At 72.4% G+C, this 13,167-nt stretch carries 13 protein-coding genes; 6 read left to right on the forward strand and 7 right to left on the reverse strand.

Going from position 1 to position 13,167, the window contains the following annotated elements:
- Positions 1-520: 520 nt before the first annotated feature.
- Both AB0G84_RS25755 and AB0G84_RS25760 read right to left on the reverse strand, forming a co-directional pair.
- The gene (locus AB0G84_RS25755) at positions 521-1,210 is read right to left on the reverse strand and encodes a response regulator transcription factor (RefSeq protein WP_361325240.1); all 690 of its coding nucleotides are present in this window, start codon (positions 1,208-1,210) and stop codon (positions 521-523) included.
- Positions 1,207-2,442 carry a histidine kinase gene (locus tag AB0G84_RS25760; protein WP_361325243.1) on the reverse strand — a complete coding sequence of 412 codons (1,236 nt, stop codon included), beginning with the start codon at positions 2,440-2,442 and terminating at the stop codon, positions 1,207-1,209. Before AB0G84_RS25760 ends, AB0G84_RS25755 begins: the two co-directional genes overlap by 4 nt.
- 171 nt (positions 2,443-2,613) lie before the next feature.
- Here AB0G84_RS25760 and AB0G84_RS25765 point away from each other — a divergent pair, with 171 nt between their 5' ends.
- Positions 2,614-3,204 (forward strand): hypothetical protein, encoded by a 591-nt coding sequence (locus AB0G84_RS25765; RefSeq protein ID WP_361325245.1) that lies wholly within the window; start codon positions 2,614-2,616, stop codon positions 3,202-3,204.
- Positions 3,205-3,213: 9 nt separating this feature from the next.
- On the opposite strand, the gene AB0G84_RS25770 is transcribed toward AB0G84_RS25765, so the two are convergent.
- From AB0G84_RS25770 to AB0G84_RS25780, 3 genes are read right to left on the reverse strand one after another with little or no spacing between them, the layout of a single operon-like run.
- Complete coding sequence (locus AB0G84_RS25770) at positions 3,214-3,786, reverse strand: cob(I)yrinic acid a,c-diamide adenosyltransferase (protein WP_361325248.1); 573 nt, start codon at positions 3,784-3,786, stop codon at positions 3,214-3,216.
- A gap of 10 nt (positions 3,787-3,796) precedes the next feature.
- Complete coding sequence (locus AB0G84_RS25775; protein WP_361325251.1) at positions 3,797-4,552, reverse strand: ABC transporter permease; 756 nt, start codon at positions 4,550-4,552, stop codon at positions 3,797-3,799.
- 7 nt (positions 4,553-4,559) lie between these two features.
- Positions 4,560-5,381: an ATP-binding cassette domain-containing protein gene (locus tag AB0G84_RS25780; protein ID WP_361325254.1), complete on the reverse strand. Its 822-nt coding sequence runs from the start codon at positions 5,379-5,381 to the stop codon at positions 4,560-4,562.
- A gap of 80 nt (positions 5,382-5,461) precedes the next feature.
- Between AB0G84_RS25780 and AB0G84_RS25785 the strand changes: the two genes are divergently transcribed.
- The 4 genes from AB0G84_RS25785 (at position 5,462) to AB0G84_RS25800 (ending at position 10,515) form a co-directional block, all read left to right on the forward strand.
- Positions 5,462-6,103, forward strand: coding sequence for a TetR/AcrR family transcriptional regulator (locus tag AB0G84_RS25785; RefSeq protein ID WP_361325257.1), 642 nt, complete (start codon positions 5,462-5,464; stop codon positions 6,101-6,103).
- A gap of 153 nt (positions 6,104-6,256) precedes the next feature.
- Positions 6,257-7,105 (forward strand): 3-hydroxyacyl-CoA dehydrogenase family protein, encoded by an 849-nt coding sequence (locus AB0G84_RS25790; RefSeq protein ID WP_361325260.1) that lies wholly within the window; start codon positions 6,257-6,259, stop codon positions 7,103-7,105.
- A 145-nt stretch (positions 7,106-7,250) separates the two neighbouring features.
- Positions 7,251-7,574: an STAS domain-containing protein gene (locus tag AB0G84_RS25795; protein WP_361325263.1), complete on the forward strand. Its 324-nt coding sequence runs from the start codon at positions 7,251-7,253 to the stop codon at positions 7,572-7,574.
- A 367-nt stretch (positions 7,575-7,941) separates the two neighbouring features.
- Positions 7,942-10,515 carry an ATP-binding protein gene (locus AB0G84_RS25800; protein WP_361325266.1) on the forward strand — a complete coding sequence of 858 codons (2,574 nt, stop codon included), beginning with the start codon at positions 7,942-7,944 and terminating at the stop codon, positions 10,513-10,515.
- Positions 10,516-10,595: 80 nt separating this feature from the next.
- Here the strand turns inward: AB0G84_RS25800 and nucS are convergent, their stop codons facing one another.
- Positions 10,596-11,255 carry an endonuclease NucS gene (gene nucS / locus AB0G84_RS25805; protein ID WP_361325269.1) on the reverse strand — a complete coding sequence of 220 codons (660 nt, stop codon included), beginning with the start codon at positions 11,253-11,255 and terminating at the stop codon, positions 10,596-10,598.
- A gap of 249 nt (positions 11,256-11,504) precedes the next feature.
- Here nucS and AB0G84_RS25810 point away from each other — a divergent pair, with 249 nt between their 5' ends.
- Positions 11,505-11,897 (forward strand): SCO5389 family protein, encoded by a 393-nt coding sequence (locus AB0G84_RS25810; RefSeq protein WP_046925967.1) that lies wholly within the window; start codon positions 11,505-11,507, stop codon positions 11,895-11,897.
- Positions 11,898-12,034: 137 nt separating this feature from the next.
- Here the strand turns inward: AB0G84_RS25810 and AB0G84_RS25815 are convergent, their stop codons facing one another.
- Entirely contained in the window at positions 12,035-13,087 is a 1,053-nt protein-coding gene (locus tag AB0G84_RS25815; RefSeq protein ID WP_361325273.1) for an LLM class flavin-dependent oxidoreductase, read from the reverse strand.
- Between the last annotated feature and the right edge of the window lie 80 nt (positions 13,088-13,167).

The raw sequence follows: 13,167 nt of genomic DNA on the forward strand, positions 1-13,167 counted from the left end.
TAGGGGGTGCCCCCGGGCGAAGTCTGGGGGAGAGTCAATGTGGCGTAAGTAGAGGGTTCTCGTTGGTTGGGGGTGCCCCCGGACGAAGTCTGGGGGAGAGTCAACGTGGCGTGAGTAGAGGGTTCTCGTTGGTTGGGGGTGCCCCCGGACGAAGTCTGGGGGAGGGCTAACGTGGCCTGACCGTCCCGGCTCCCCGGGCACCTACCTGCCTCGGACTCCTTCGCTCCCCGGGCACCTTTGCCCCTTGGGCGCCTTCGCTCCCTTGGCACCTTTCCCCTTGGGTACCTTCCTGCCTCGGGCGCCTTGCTGCTCGGGGAACTCCGTCCTGGACCTCGGAAGGTCCGCCGGCCCCGCACGCGGGAATGTTCCCCGCCCCCGGCCCGTTGTGGCCCCGTAGGGGGCCGTCGCACCCCCTACGGGATCCGTTCGGCCACCCCCTACGGCCCCCTACGGCCCCCGCCGCCTCCCCCTACGCCGCCGCCTCTCCGCCCCCCCACGGCCCCTCCCCACGGGCCCGTCCCTACGGCCCGTCCACCCCCAACTCCTGTGCCAATACGGCCGCTTGCACCCGGCTGCGCAGGTCCAGCTTCGCCAGCAGTCGGCTCACATGGGTCTTCACGGTGGCCTCGGCCATCGCGAGCCGGGCGGCGATGTCCGCGTTGGACAGCCCCCGCCCCAGGCACCCCAGCACCTCCCGCTCGCGCGGCGTCAGCGCGTCCAGCACCGCCGGATCCGCCGCGCCGCCGTCGCGCGCGGGCCGGGTCGCCCTCCGGGGGCTGGCGAACTCCGCGATCAGCCGACGGGTCACCGCCGGCGCGATCAGGCCCTCGCCGGACGCCACCGTGCGGACCGCGGTCAGCAGCGCGGCGGCGTCGCTGTCCTTGAGCAGGAATCCGGCGGCGCCGGCCCGCAGCGCCCCGAAGACGTACTCGTCCAGGTCGAAGGTGGTCAGTACCAGGACGTCCGCGAGCCTCTCGGAGACCACCTGCCGGGTGGCGGAGACCCCGTCCAGGCGGGGCATCTGGATGTCCATCAGGACCAGGTCGGGGCGCAGCTCCCGGGCGAGCCGTACCGCCTCCGCGCCGTCCTCGGCCTCCCCGACGACCTCGATGTCGGGGGCGGATCGCAGGATGAGGACCAGGCCGGCCCGTACGGCGGACTGGTCCTCGGCGACGAGAACCCGGATCGGTTGCGCGTCGGCGCCTGTCATCGTTGCTCTTCCTCCTCGGCCGCGGGCAACGCCGCCCGCACCAGCCAGACTGTGCCGGCCGGCCCGCTCTCCGGGCCGGCCTCGAATGCTCCGCCCAGCAGGGCGGTCCGCTCCCGCATCCCGGTCAGGCCGGTGCCGGAACCCGGTGCCCGGGGGCCGGGCCGTTTGGCGTACGGGCTGCGGACGGTGACGGTGAGCGCCCCGCCGCGCTCATGGGCGACCCGCACCCGCACCTCACCGGGCGCGGCGTGCTTGAGCGCATTGGTCAGGGACTCCTGGACGATGCGGTACGCGGCGCGGTCGGCCGGCGCCGTCGGGTCCGGCCCGTCCTGCGCCCCCTCGGGGGACCGGGCGTCGTCCAGGACGAAGGTCAGCCCGCTGCTCGCGCCGTGCACCCGGGCCTGGTCGAGCAGGGCGTCTAGGCCGTCGAGGGCGGGGGTCGCAGCCGGCTCCACGGAGTTCCCGGTCTGCTCCGGGGCGCGCAACAAGCCAATGAGCCGGCGCATTTCGGCCAGACCTTGCACGCTGTTCTCGCGGATCACCCCGAGCGCCTCGCGGGTCGCCGACGGGTCGTCGATGGACTGGGCCGCGGTGGCGTGGATCGCGATGGCGGACAGGTGGTTGGCGACCATGTCGTGCAGCTCCCGGGCCATCCGGGCGCGTTCGCAGGCCACCGCCCGGGTGCGGTCCCGCTCGGCCAGCAGTGCGATCTGCTCGGCCCGCAGATGGGCGGACTCGGCGGCGTCGCGGTGGTTGCGGATGATCAGGCCGGTCCAGGCCGGGGCGATGGTGACCAGCGCGATGCCGATCACCGCGATCACCACCTGTGGGTTCCGCCAGAGCGCGGTGAGCGCGACGGCCGCCACCACCGTCACCAGGACCGAGTGCAGCGGGATCCGGCGGGCCACGCGCGGCGGTCCGTAGAGTACGGCCGCGTAGACCACGTCGGTGAACATCAGGAGGGTGGCCGTCAGCGTCCCGGTGCAGATGTCCAGCGCCAGCGCCGGGATCGCGACCGCCAGCGCGGCCATCGGGGCGGTACGGCGCAGCAGTTCGGCCGCCGACATCGCGCCGAGCGCGGCGAGGGTGAGGGAGGGCGGCAGCCCGAGCCGTGCCGGGCCGCCGTGCAGATCCAGCGCCCACAGCAGCAGTCCGCCGAGCAGCCCGCCGCCCGCGATGAGCACATCGAGTCGGTGCGGCCGGCCGACGGCGGCGAGGGGTCTGGCGGTCACCCCTCCATCAAACACGGAGCCGGGGCGCGCTGCCTCCACGTCCGGGTCATCCCCTCACTTCGCGGGCTACATCAAAAGATGCAGTGGCGGATCGTCATGTGCGACGACGTTGCGGGTGGGTGGCGCTGGGAGCCTTGAAGTGTTCGATGGAGGGCCCTGAAAGGAGACAACGTGGTCGTCACGCTGATCATCGCTTGCGAGGTCGGCTTCTGGGTACTGCTGGCGGCCGGGTTGGCGTTGCGCTACCTGGCGCGGATGCCGCGGACCGGGGCGGCGGTGCTCCTGATGGAGCCGGTGCTGGAGCTGGTGCTGCTGATCGTCACCGCGATCGACCTGAAGAACGGTGCCACCGCCGACTGGAAGCACGGGTTGGCCGCCCTCTACATCGGCTACACCGTCGCCTACGGCCACTACACGATCAAGTGGGTCGACGGGCACTTCTCGTACCGGTTCGCGGGCGGCCCCCGGCCGGTGAAGCCGCCGCGCTACGGCCTGGCCCGGGCCCGGCACGAGGGGATGCTCTGGCTGCGCACCGCGCTGTGGGTGGCGCTGTCCTGTGCGCTGTTGCAGATCGCGATCTGGTACGTGGGCGAGGACGGCGACACCACCTCCCTGCACGACTGGCAGGGCACCTCGCTGCGGATCCTGATCATCCACGGGGTGATCGCGCTGTCGTACCTCATCTGGCAGAAGAAGGACCCGAACCGGGGCCGGGCTCCCGCAGAGGAGGAGGCCGGCCCCGGCCGGAAGGTCCTGCGCTGAGGGCCGGTGTCAGCGTTCGCCGCCGGGCACCCACAGCACGTCTCCGACCTCCTTGTTCGCCGCCCTGGCCAGGATGAACAGCAGGTCGGAGAGGCGGTTGAGGTAGGTGGCGGTCAGCGGGTTCATGGTGTCGCCGTGTTCGTCGAAGGCGGCCCAGGTGGAGCGTTCGGCGCGGCGCACCACGGTGCAGGCCTGGTGGAGGAGGGCCGCGCCGGGGGTGCCGCCGGGGAGGATGAAGCTGCGCAGCTTCTCCAGGTCCGCCAGGAAGCGGTCGCAGTCGGCCTCCAACTTGTCGATATAGGCCTGTTCGACGCGCAGCGGCGGGAACTCCGGGTTCTCCACCACGGGCGTCGACAGGTCCGCGCCGACGTCGAAGAGGTCGTTCTGCACCCGCAGCAGCACCGCGGCGACGTCCTCGGGCAGCGCGCCGAGGGCCAGCGCGACGCCGATCGCGGCGTTGGCCTCGTTGGCGTCCGCGTACGCCGCGATCCGCGAGTCCGTCTTGGCGGTACGGCTCATATCGCCCAGGGCGGTGGTGCCCTTGTCGCCCGTGCGGGTGTAGATGCGCGTCAGATTCACCATGGGGCCGAGCCTACGCCGCGGCCCTCCGGAAGGCCCGGCTCCCCAGGACCACCGACACCGCGGTGAATCCGGCCGCCACCAGGACGCCGATGAGCAGGTCGGGGGAGGAGTAGTCGCCGACGAAGGCGGCCCGTACCGCGTCCACGAGGTACCGCAGCGGCATCAGGTGCGAGAGGGCGTCCAGCCAGGCGGGGGCCAGCGTCATCGGCAGCATCAGCCCGGACAGCAGCATCGAGGGCATGGTGACGGTGTTGATGACCGGCCCGAACTCCTGCGGCATGGTGACCTTCATCGCCAGTGCGTACGACAGCGAGGCCAGGGCGACGGTCAGTACGGCGACGAAGGCGAAGCCGATCAGCAGACCGAGCAGCGGCGCGCGCAGCCCCATGATGAAGGCCGCCACCAGCAGCAGCGCGGCCTGGAAGACAAAGAGCGCGGCGTCCCGCAGCACCCGCCCCAACAGCAGGGCCAGTCGGCTCACCGGGGTCACCCGCATCCGTTCCACCACCCCGCTCTGCTTCTCGACGATGATGCCAAATCCGCAGAACGAGGCACCGAACAGGGCGAGTTGGAGCAGCAGGCCGGGCACCAGCACCTGCCAGGAGCTGGCGGACGAGGACAGCGGCAGGCCGGTCAGCAGCGGGCCGAAGAAGAGCAGGTACAGCAGCGGCATCAGCATGCCGAAGAGCATTTGGAGCCGGGAGCGCAGGGTCTGCCGGGCGTAACGGCCGAAGATCAGCGCGGTGTCGGAGAGCAGAGCGGACATCGGACTCCTAGAGGGCGAGGGGGGACGGGTCCTGGGGTGCGAGGGGGGTACCTCCCTGCTCGAACGGAGCTGAGAGCTTGGGGGAGCGCCCGGTGATGGCCAGGAAGGCGTCCTGGAGGGAGGCGTCGGGGGATCCGGCGTGGGCGCGCTTGAGGGCCTCGGGCGTGCCCTCGGCGACCACCACGCCCTTGTCGACGATCACCAGCCGGTCGGCGAGCGCATCGGCCTCGTCGAGGTAGTGGGTGGTCAGGAAGACGGTGGTGCCGTGGTCGGCGCGGACGCGGCGGACCAGCTCCCACAGGTCGGCGCGGCTACCCGGGTCGAGCCCGGTGGTCGGCTCGTCCAGGAAGAGCACCTTCGGGCGGTGGACCAGGCCCAGGGCGAGGTCCAGGCGGCGCCGCTGGCCGCCGGACAGCGCCGCGGTCCGGCGGTCGAGCAGGTCGGTCAGGCCCAGGTCGGCGGCGAGTTCCTCGGTGCGGGAGCGGGCCTCGGCCTTGCCCAGGCGGTAGAGCCGGGCCTGGGTGAACAGCTCCTCGCGTACCGGGACATGGGGGTCGACGCCGCCGGACTGGGCGACGTACCCGGAGGCCCGGCGCACCCCCGCGGGATCGCGGGCCAGGTCGCAGCCGGCGACGGTCGCGGTGCCGCCGGTGGGCTTCAGCAGGGTGGTGAGCATCCGCAGGGTGGTGGTCTTGCCGGCGCCGTTGGGGCCGAGGAATCCGAGGATCTCGCCGCGCTCGGCGGTGAGGTCGATTCCGCGTACGGCTTCGACGGGGCCGCGTTTGGTGGTGAAGGTCCGGGCGAGTCCGGACGCGCTGAGGACGGGCATGGCCATAGAAAAACAGAGAGCATGAAAAATTGCAATGCCTCCAAAATTTAAGAGAGCCCAGCGAGGGGTAGGGTGAGGGCATGGCAGAGGGGCTCAGGGAGCGGAAGAAGCGGCAGACCCGGCAGTACATCTCGGATGTGGCCACCGGGCTGTTCATGGAGCGCGGCTTCGACGAGGTGACCCTCGCGGAGATCGCCCGGGCCGCCGATGTCTCCGTCAACACCGTCTACAACTACTTCCCGGCCAAGGAGGACCTCTTCTTCGACCGCAGCAAGGGGCTGATCGACCGGCTCGCGCGGTTCGTCCGGGCCCGCCGGGTGGGGGAGTCGGCCGCCGCCGCCGTCCTGCGCGAGCTGCGTGAAGAGGTGGAGAGCGTCTCGCCCAAGGTCGGGCTCATCGAGGGCTATGAGCGCTTCATGAAGGTCGTGCACGGCTCGGCCGCCCTCCAGGCGCGGCTGTGGTACATGCAGCGCGAGCAGTACGAGGAGCTGGAGGCCGCGCTGCGCCGGGAGGCCGGTGCCGAGGGCGACGACCCCATGCCCGGCCTGATCGCCGGCCAGATCAACTGGGTCCACCAGACCTTGATGGCCTCCATCGCGCAGGAGATGGTCGCCGGCCGCAAGCCCGAGGTGGTCTCCCGTGAAGCCCTGGTCCTCCTGGACGAGATGGAGGAACTGCTGAGCGAAAGGGTCCTCAACTACGCCGTACGGGCGGCCGACTGAGCGCGGCGGCGCCCACCCGTGCATCCCTCCGGTGTGATGTCCGTCATGTGAGACGTGACGCGCATCTCTTACTCACCAAAGGATCGCCAACGACCGCTAACGTCACCCGGAGACCGACAGGCTTTCAAGTGCACAGGGTGTGAGGGGACAGCAGTGGCAAAGAAGCTCGCCGTCATCGGCGCCGGACTGATGGGTTCCGGTATCGCGCAGGTCTCCGCCCAGGCGGGCTGGGACGTCGTCCTCCGCGATGTGACGGACGAGGCGCTGGCCCGGGGCAAGGGCGGCATCGAGGCCTCGTACGAGAAGTTCGTCTCCAAGGGGAAGCTGGCCGCGGCCGACGCCGAGCAGGCGCTGGGCCGCATCACCACCACCACCGACCTGGAGGCCGTGGCCGACGCCGACATCGTCGTCGAGGCGGTCTTCGAGCGGATCGAGATCAAGCGGGAGATCTTCCAGACGCTGGACAAGGTCGTCAAGGACGAGACGGTGCTGGCCTCCAACACCTCCGCCATCCCGATCACCAAGATCGCCGCGGCGACCACCCGCCCCGAGCGGGTCGTGGGCACCCACTTCTTCTCGCCGGTGCCGATGATGCAGCTCTGCGAACTGGTCCGCGGCTACAAGACCAGCGACGAAACCCTCGCCACGGCCCGGGCGTTCGCCGAGTCGGTCGGCAAGACCTGCGTCGTCGTCAACCGCGACGTGGCCGGCTTCGTCACCACCCGGCTGATCTCGGCGCTGGTCGTCGAGGCCGCCAAGCTCTACGAATCGGGCGTGGCCAGCGCCGAGGACATCGACACCGCCTGCAAGTTGGGCTTCGGCCATGCGATGGGGCCGCTGGCCACCGCCGATCTGACGGGCATCGACATCCTGCTGCACGCCACCGACAACATCTACACCGAGTCCCAGGACGAGAAGTTCGCCCCGCCGGAGATCATGCGGCGGATGGTCGACGCGGGCGACATCGGCCGCAAGAGCGGACAGGGCTTCTACGAGCACTGATACCGCGTCAGGGCGCTGGGCCCGATGCGGTCACCCGGTGGGGTGAATTCGGTATCGGTTCGCTTACAGGCGGCAACTTCGCCGCATGAGAGGCAGTCAGATCTGTAGACGTCCATGCACCTACCCATGACACAGGGGAGCGCATATGCACATCAGGGGCGACCACGCCGAGCTGGTCGTCGAGGGCCGCCTCGACGTCCGCAGCGCGGCGGACGCCCGTACGGCCCTGCACACCGCCGTCGACTCCGGTCACGGTGATCTGGTGCTGGACCTGACCGAGCTGGATTCCTGGGACGCCACCGGCCTCGGCGTGATCATGGGCGCGCATCGCCGGGCCGGCCGGGTGGGCCGCAGGCTCGTGCTGCGCGGGGTGCCGCCCCAGATGCAGCGCCTGTTGGTCGCCACCCGGCTCCACCGCATCCTCGCCATCGAGGGCGGCATCGAGGCGGAATCGCTTCCTCGCGTCTGAGGCGGGATCGTGCCGTACCGGGGACGGGGCTCCTGCCACCCGGACGGGCCGGCCGGAGGAAGACCGCACAAAGCACGACAGAGCTGACCGTAGAAGTGTCGTGAACCGCATAACAGTGGCCATTTCTGGAGGTTCCGGTCAGGAGCCGCCCCCGGCGGTGCATCAGTGCACTTGCCAGGTCTAAGGTTCGGTTCCCGCCCGTATGCCATCATCCGCGGCGGGCACCGGACCGGAAGCGACGGCCGAGGGCGGCGTGCCGGAGCCGTCGCAGGGCGGACGGCCGGCGCGCGTCCGGCCCGGCACTCCGCCGCCGGGCGGGGCCGCCCGGCGCAGGCGGAGTGGAACGAAGCATCTGGGAGCTTTCAGCATGGACCCGAACCCCCACCGGGGACCTGAGGAGTACGGCGAGCAGGGCGGGCCTGCCGATCCGCCGGCCCCCGCGTTCGGCGGCGCACCGGGCGGCTCCGGGGGGCCGTCCCGCATGGTCCGGCTGGTCTCGGGCCCGTACCTCGTCACCGTCAACCCCGTCGACGGCAGTGAGATAGAACCCTGCCCGCCCGGGGAGCGGCCCGCCGCCCCCGGCAAGCTCGACCCCGAGGAGCGCGCCGCGGCCGCCCGGGCCGCCGCGCCCCCGGTGCCGCCGGGCCCGCCCGGGCACTCCGGGCAGGACGCCGAGCTGGAGGAGCGCACCGAGGACGTCGAACGGCTGGTTCGGCTGCTCTCCCGAGGCCGCTCGGTCCGCGTCACCGGCCCCTCCGGCTCGGGCCGCACCCGGCTGCTGGACGCCGTCGCCGCCTCCTGCGCCGACCTCGCCCCCGACGGCGTGATCCGGCTCTCCGGCTACCACCGCACCGCCACCGACCTGCTGTACGCACTGTTCGCCGCGGTCTACCAGGCGCCGCAGCACCGCCCGGACCGCCCCGAACTGCTGCGCATGGTCGCCGAGATCGGCGCCATTGTTGTCCTGGACGACCTGGAGTTCGGCGGGGCCGCGCTCGACGAACTGCTCGACGCCACCCCCGAGTGCGCCTTCCTGATCGCCGCCACCCCGGACGTCGCGGCCCCCAGCGCCGGCTCGCACCTCGAAGAGGTCTTCCTCGGCGGCATCGGCCGGGACGGCTGCGTACGGCTGCTTCAGCGGGCCCTGGACCGCCCGCTCACCGACGACGAGCAGGCCTGGGCCGCCGACCTGTGGTTCGAGTCCGAGGGGCTGCCGCTGCGGTTCGTGCAGGCCGCCGCCCTGCTGCGGCAGCACGACCGGACGAACGGCCGCTCCGGTGCCCTCGACGACGGATACGGGCTGTTCCCCGCGGAGCCGGCCGACGGCACCGACGGGTCATCGGCCGCGGACGAGGCCGATGACCGGACCGAGGCGCCGCTGCCGTCGCTCGGCGAGGCCGCCGCGCCCGCCCCGCTGCTCGCCTCGCGCCTGGGCGAGGCCGCCCAGGAGACGCTGCGGCTGGCCGTCGCGCTCGGCGGTGAGCTGCCGCACCAGGCTCATCTGCCGGCCCTCACCGAGGACACCCACGCCGACGCCGCGCTCGGCGAGCTGCTGGCCTGCGGCCTGATCACCCCCGTCGGCAGCCACTACCGGCTCGCCGCCACCGTCCACGACCAGCTGACCGGGGCCGGCTACGCCGAGGGCGCCGCCGGCCGGGCGCACACCGTCGCCCAGCACTACGCCTGGTGGGCCGGTCACCCGTCGGTCACCCCCGAACGGGCCGCCGCCGAGGCCGATGTGGCGCTCGCTGCGATGGGCGTGCTGACCGGCAGCCGGGAGAGCGGGCACGCCAGCGCGGCCGTGCTGCTCGCCCGTACCGCCGCGCCGGCGTTCGCCGCGGGGCTGCACTGGAGCGCCTGGGAGCGCAGCCTGCGGCACGGCCAGGAGGCCGCCCGGCTGGCCGGTGAGGTCGCCGAGGAGGCCTACTTCCACCACGAGTTGGGCGTGCTGGCGCTGTGCACCGGCAACGTCGACCGGGCACGGGCCGAGCTGGAGGCCTCCATCGGGCTGCGCGGGGTGCTCTCCGACCGCGTCGGCGCGGTGGCCGGCCGGCGGGCGCTGGCCCTGGTCACCGACCGCGCGCGGGCCGCCTCGGCGCCCACCACGGCCGTTGCGCGGATCGCCGCGCCCGGTGACCGGCAGCCGGAGGGCACCGGCGACCCGGCCGCCACCCCGCCCGGCGCGGTGGCGACCACCCGGTTGCGGCTGCCGGGCGACGAGACCGAGGGGACCACCGTCGTCTCCCGGGGTGCCGCTCGGACCACCGAGACCAAGGCCGTGACGGCCGCTGCCGCCGCCGACGGCACCGGCGGCGGCGCGCGGCGGCTGCTCGGCGGTGCCCGCCGCAACCTCGTCGCCGCGGGCGCCGGTGCGCTGCTGGTGGCCGTCCTCGGCACCGTCGTCACCCTCGGCACGACGTCCGGCAGTGACGACACCCAGGACGACAAGGTCAGCACCGAGCAGACCACCGAGGAGGGCACCCCGGACCTGCCCGCCGAGCAGCCCGGGACTGCCCCGGACAGCCCGACCGTCGGCCCCGGAACCCACCGGCCGGCCGGCCCCGGCCGCACCGGCGCCCCCTCCCCGTCGCCCAGTGACCCCGCCACCGGCGGCACGCCCACCGGCACCGCCACCGGGCCGTCGGATCCCGCCACCAGCCCCAGCGAGCCGACCGGACGGCCCACCAGCCCCACCGGACGGCCGACCCGTCCCACCCATCCGCCGACCGACGAGCCGACGGACCCGACACCCAGCGGACCCTCGGACGAGCCGACGGACCCGTCGCCGAGCGGCCCGACCGGAGACCCCACGAGCCAGAGCCCGTCGCAGAGTTCCGGCGCCTCGTTCTCGGGCAGCCCCTCGGGCGGTTCCTCCAGCAGCGGTGCGTCCTCGGGCGGCACCGGCACCCCGTCCGGTACGCAGGTCGCCCAGAGCGGCTGACGCCCCGGTGCACCACGCGCAACGGCCCGGTCCCGTAGGGGGACCGGGCCGTTGCGCGTACGGCGAGGGGGACGGCCGGATCAGAACAGCCGGAGCTTGTCGTCCTCGATGCCGCGCAGCGCGTCGTAGTCCAGGACGACACAGCCGATACCGCGGTCGGTGGCCAGTACCCGTGCCTGCGGCTTGATCTCCTGGGCCGCGAAGATGCCCTTCACCGGAGCAAGGTGCGGGTCGCGGTTGAGGAGTTCGAGATAGCGGGTGAGCTGCTCGACCCCGTCGATCTCACCGCGTCGCTTGATCTCGACGGCGACGGTCTGGTTATCAGCGTCCCGGCACAAGATATCCACCGGTCCGATGGCAGTGGGGTATTCACGCCGAATCAAGGAATACCCCTCGCCGAGGGTTTCGATCCGGTCGGCGAGCAGCTCCTGGAGGTGGGCCTCCACACCGTCCTTGATGAGCCCGGGGTCGACGCCGAGTTCGTGCGAGGAGTCGTGCAGGACCTCCTCCAGGGTGATGATGAGCTTCTCGCCGCCCTTGTTCTCCACCGTCCACACACCGTCGCCCTCCTTGAGAGTGCAGGGCGGGGACATCCAGTTGAGGGGTTTGTAGGCCCGGTCGTCCGCGTGAATGGAGACGGAGCCGTCCGCCTTCACCAGGATGAGGCGGGGGGCGGAGGGGAGGTGGGCCGTGAGCCGGCCCGCGTAGTCCACGGAGCAGCGGGCGATGACGAGACGCATGGGGCGTCACGCTACTCGACCATGCCCCTCCGACGCGATTCGCCCTGGACCGGGGTGCCTTTACGGGGGAAATCCCCGCACCCCCGGCGCTCGCCAATGGCCGGTTGTATGTGCAATCTCCTGGTGCGGGCCCCTTGCGCGGCATACCGTTGCAGCGGGGGGTTGTGAGGCGAACACGCTCCGTCGCGGAACCCCTAGTCCCGTCCCTAGGCCCCGTCCGTCCCGACGGGGCCGCGAGAGGAGAACCTCATGTCGCTCGACGTCTCACCGGCCCTCCTCGAACAGGCCGAGCGAGGCGAGGTCGACGAAGCCGCATTTGTCGACTGCGTCCGGAACTCCCTGCCCTATGCATGGGGGATGATCAGCTCTCTGGTGGCACAGCTGAAGGTGGACGGCGGGCAGTTCGCCGACAACCAGACGCCCCCGCCGGACGAGCAGGCGCGCGGCCAGCTGCTGCGCGCGCTGGCGAGTGACGCCATCCGTGGTTCGCTGGAGCGCCACTTCGGTGTGCGGCTGGCCTTCCAGAATTGCCACCGGGTCGCGGTCTTCCCGCTCGACCCGGCGGTGGACGACCGCCTGGCCAAATTCACCTCGATCCGGGGCCAGCTGCTGAACCAGTCGCCGGAACTCCGCGACTGCTGACCGGAGTTGCTGCCGCTGCGTACGCGGGGCTGGGCGCGCCCCGTGGCACACGGTGCGCCAGCGGCAGCACACCGTACGACCGGCCGATGGCCCCCTCCCGGCCCCGCGCCGGCGCACCCGGGTGCCGCCGGGCGGCCTCACCCCAGCTGTGCCAGGACCTCCGTACCCAACCGGCGGACGTTCTCCTCCGTCGCCGCGAGATCGCCGGAGCCCTCGACCAGCAGCGCGAAGCGGGTGATGCCGGTCCGTTCCGAGGTCGCCGCCAGCCGGTCCGCGCACAGCCGCGGCGGGCCGACCGGATGCAGCCCGCACAGCAGCTCCGTATAGGCCTCCGGATCGCGCATCGCGCGATAGCGCCCGTCGACCGTCACATGGGCGCCCAGCCCCTGCCGCAGCCAGCCGGGCATGGCCTTCGTCAGGGTCTCCGTCGCGACCGCGCGGGTGTCGGCGGTCTGCACCACTCCGGCCGAGACATGCCCAGCGGTGGCGATCTCGTCGCCGTCCCGGCCGGCCTCCCGGGCGGCCCTCCGCCACAGCGCCACCATCTCCGCCTTCTCCTCGTCGCCGCAGTGCATCCCCAGCAGCATCGGCAGCCCGCGCTCGGCGGCCATCCGCACCGTCGAGGGGGAGGTGCAGGCCACCACGACGGGCGGACCCGGTGGCGGCGCTGCGCAGGCGTCGTCCGGATCGCCCAGCGCCTGGTCCGGCCGCGGCACCACCGCCACCTCACGGAAGGCGTACCGCTCGCCCTGCGCGCCGACCCGCGGTTCGCGCAGCCAGCGCAGCAGCAGGTCCAGCGACTCGGCGAAGCCGTGGTCGTACGCGGCGAGTCCGGTGCCGAAGACCTCCAGGTCCACCCAGGGGCCACCGCGCCCGACGCCCAGCGTGAACCGGCCGCCCGAGGTGAGGTGCAGCAGCGCTGCCTGCTCGCCGAGCGCCACCGGATGTTGGGTCGGCAGCACGCTGACCGCCGTGCCGACGCCGATCCGGCGGGTGCGCCCCAGCAGCAGGGCGGCCAGCGTCGCGGCGTTCGGGCAGACGCCGTAGGGCACGAAGTGGTGTTCCGCCAGCCAGACGTCATGGAGTCCGGACTGCTCCGCGACCTCCGCGGAGCGCACCGCGCGGTGCAGTGCCTCCCCCTGTCCCTGGCCGGGGAATTGACCGGCCAGGATGAAAGCGCCCACGCGCATCGCTCTCTGCCTCCTCGCAGCCGACGCGACTCTCCCCTACAGGCAACAACGGCCGACACGTACCAAGGGCACGGCCTGGC

The sequence above is a fragment of the Streptomyces sp. NPDC020742 genome (assembly GCF_040641675.1).
Classification (GTDB): domain Bacteria; phylum Actinomycetota; class Actinomycetes; order Streptomycetales; family Streptomycetaceae; genus Streptomyces.

Excerpts from the sequence above, each read along its gene's own strand:
- AB0G84_RS25780 (WP_361325254.1), bottom strand. The coding sequence starts at position 5,381 with ATGCCCGTCCTCAGCGCGTCCGGACTCGCCCGGACCTTCACCACCAAA.
- AB0G84_RS25775 (WP_361325251.1), bottom strand. The coding sequence starts at position 4,552 with ATGTCCGCTCTGCTCTCCGACACCGCGCTGATCTTCGGCCGTTACGCC.
- AB0G84_RS25815 (WP_361325273.1), bottom strand. The coding sequence starts at position 13,087 with ATGCGCGTGGGCGCTTTCATCCTGGCCGGTCAATTCCCCGGCCAGGGA.
- AB0G84_RS25785 (WP_361325257.1), top strand. The coding sequence starts at position 5,462 with ATGGCAGAGGGGCTCAGGGAGCGGAAGAAGCGGCAGACCCGGCAGTAC.
- AB0G84_RS25755 (WP_361325240.1), bottom strand. The coding sequence starts at position 1,210 with ATGACAGGCGCCGACGCGCAACCGATCCGGGTTCTCGTCGCCGAGGAC.
- AB0G84_RS25810 (WP_046925967.1), top strand. The coding sequence starts at position 11,505 with ATGTCGCTCGACGTCTCACCGGCCCTCCTCGAACAGGCCGAGCGAGGC.
- AB0G84_RS25800 (WP_361325266.1), top strand. The coding sequence starts at position 7,942 with ATGGACCCGAACCCCCACCGGGGACCTGAGGAGTACGGCGAGCAGGGC.
- AB0G84_RS25770 (WP_361325248.1), bottom strand. The coding sequence starts at position 3,786 with ATGGTGAATCTGACGCGCATCTACACCCGCACGGGCGACAAGGGCACC.
- nucS (WP_361325269.1), bottom strand. The coding sequence starts at position 11,255 with ATGCGTCTCGTCATCGCCCGCTGCTCCGTGGACTACGCGGGCCGGCTC.
- AB0G84_RS25795 (WP_361325263.1), top strand. The coding sequence starts at position 7,251 with ATGCACATCAGGGGCGACCACGCCGAGCTGGTCGTCGAGGGCCGCCTC.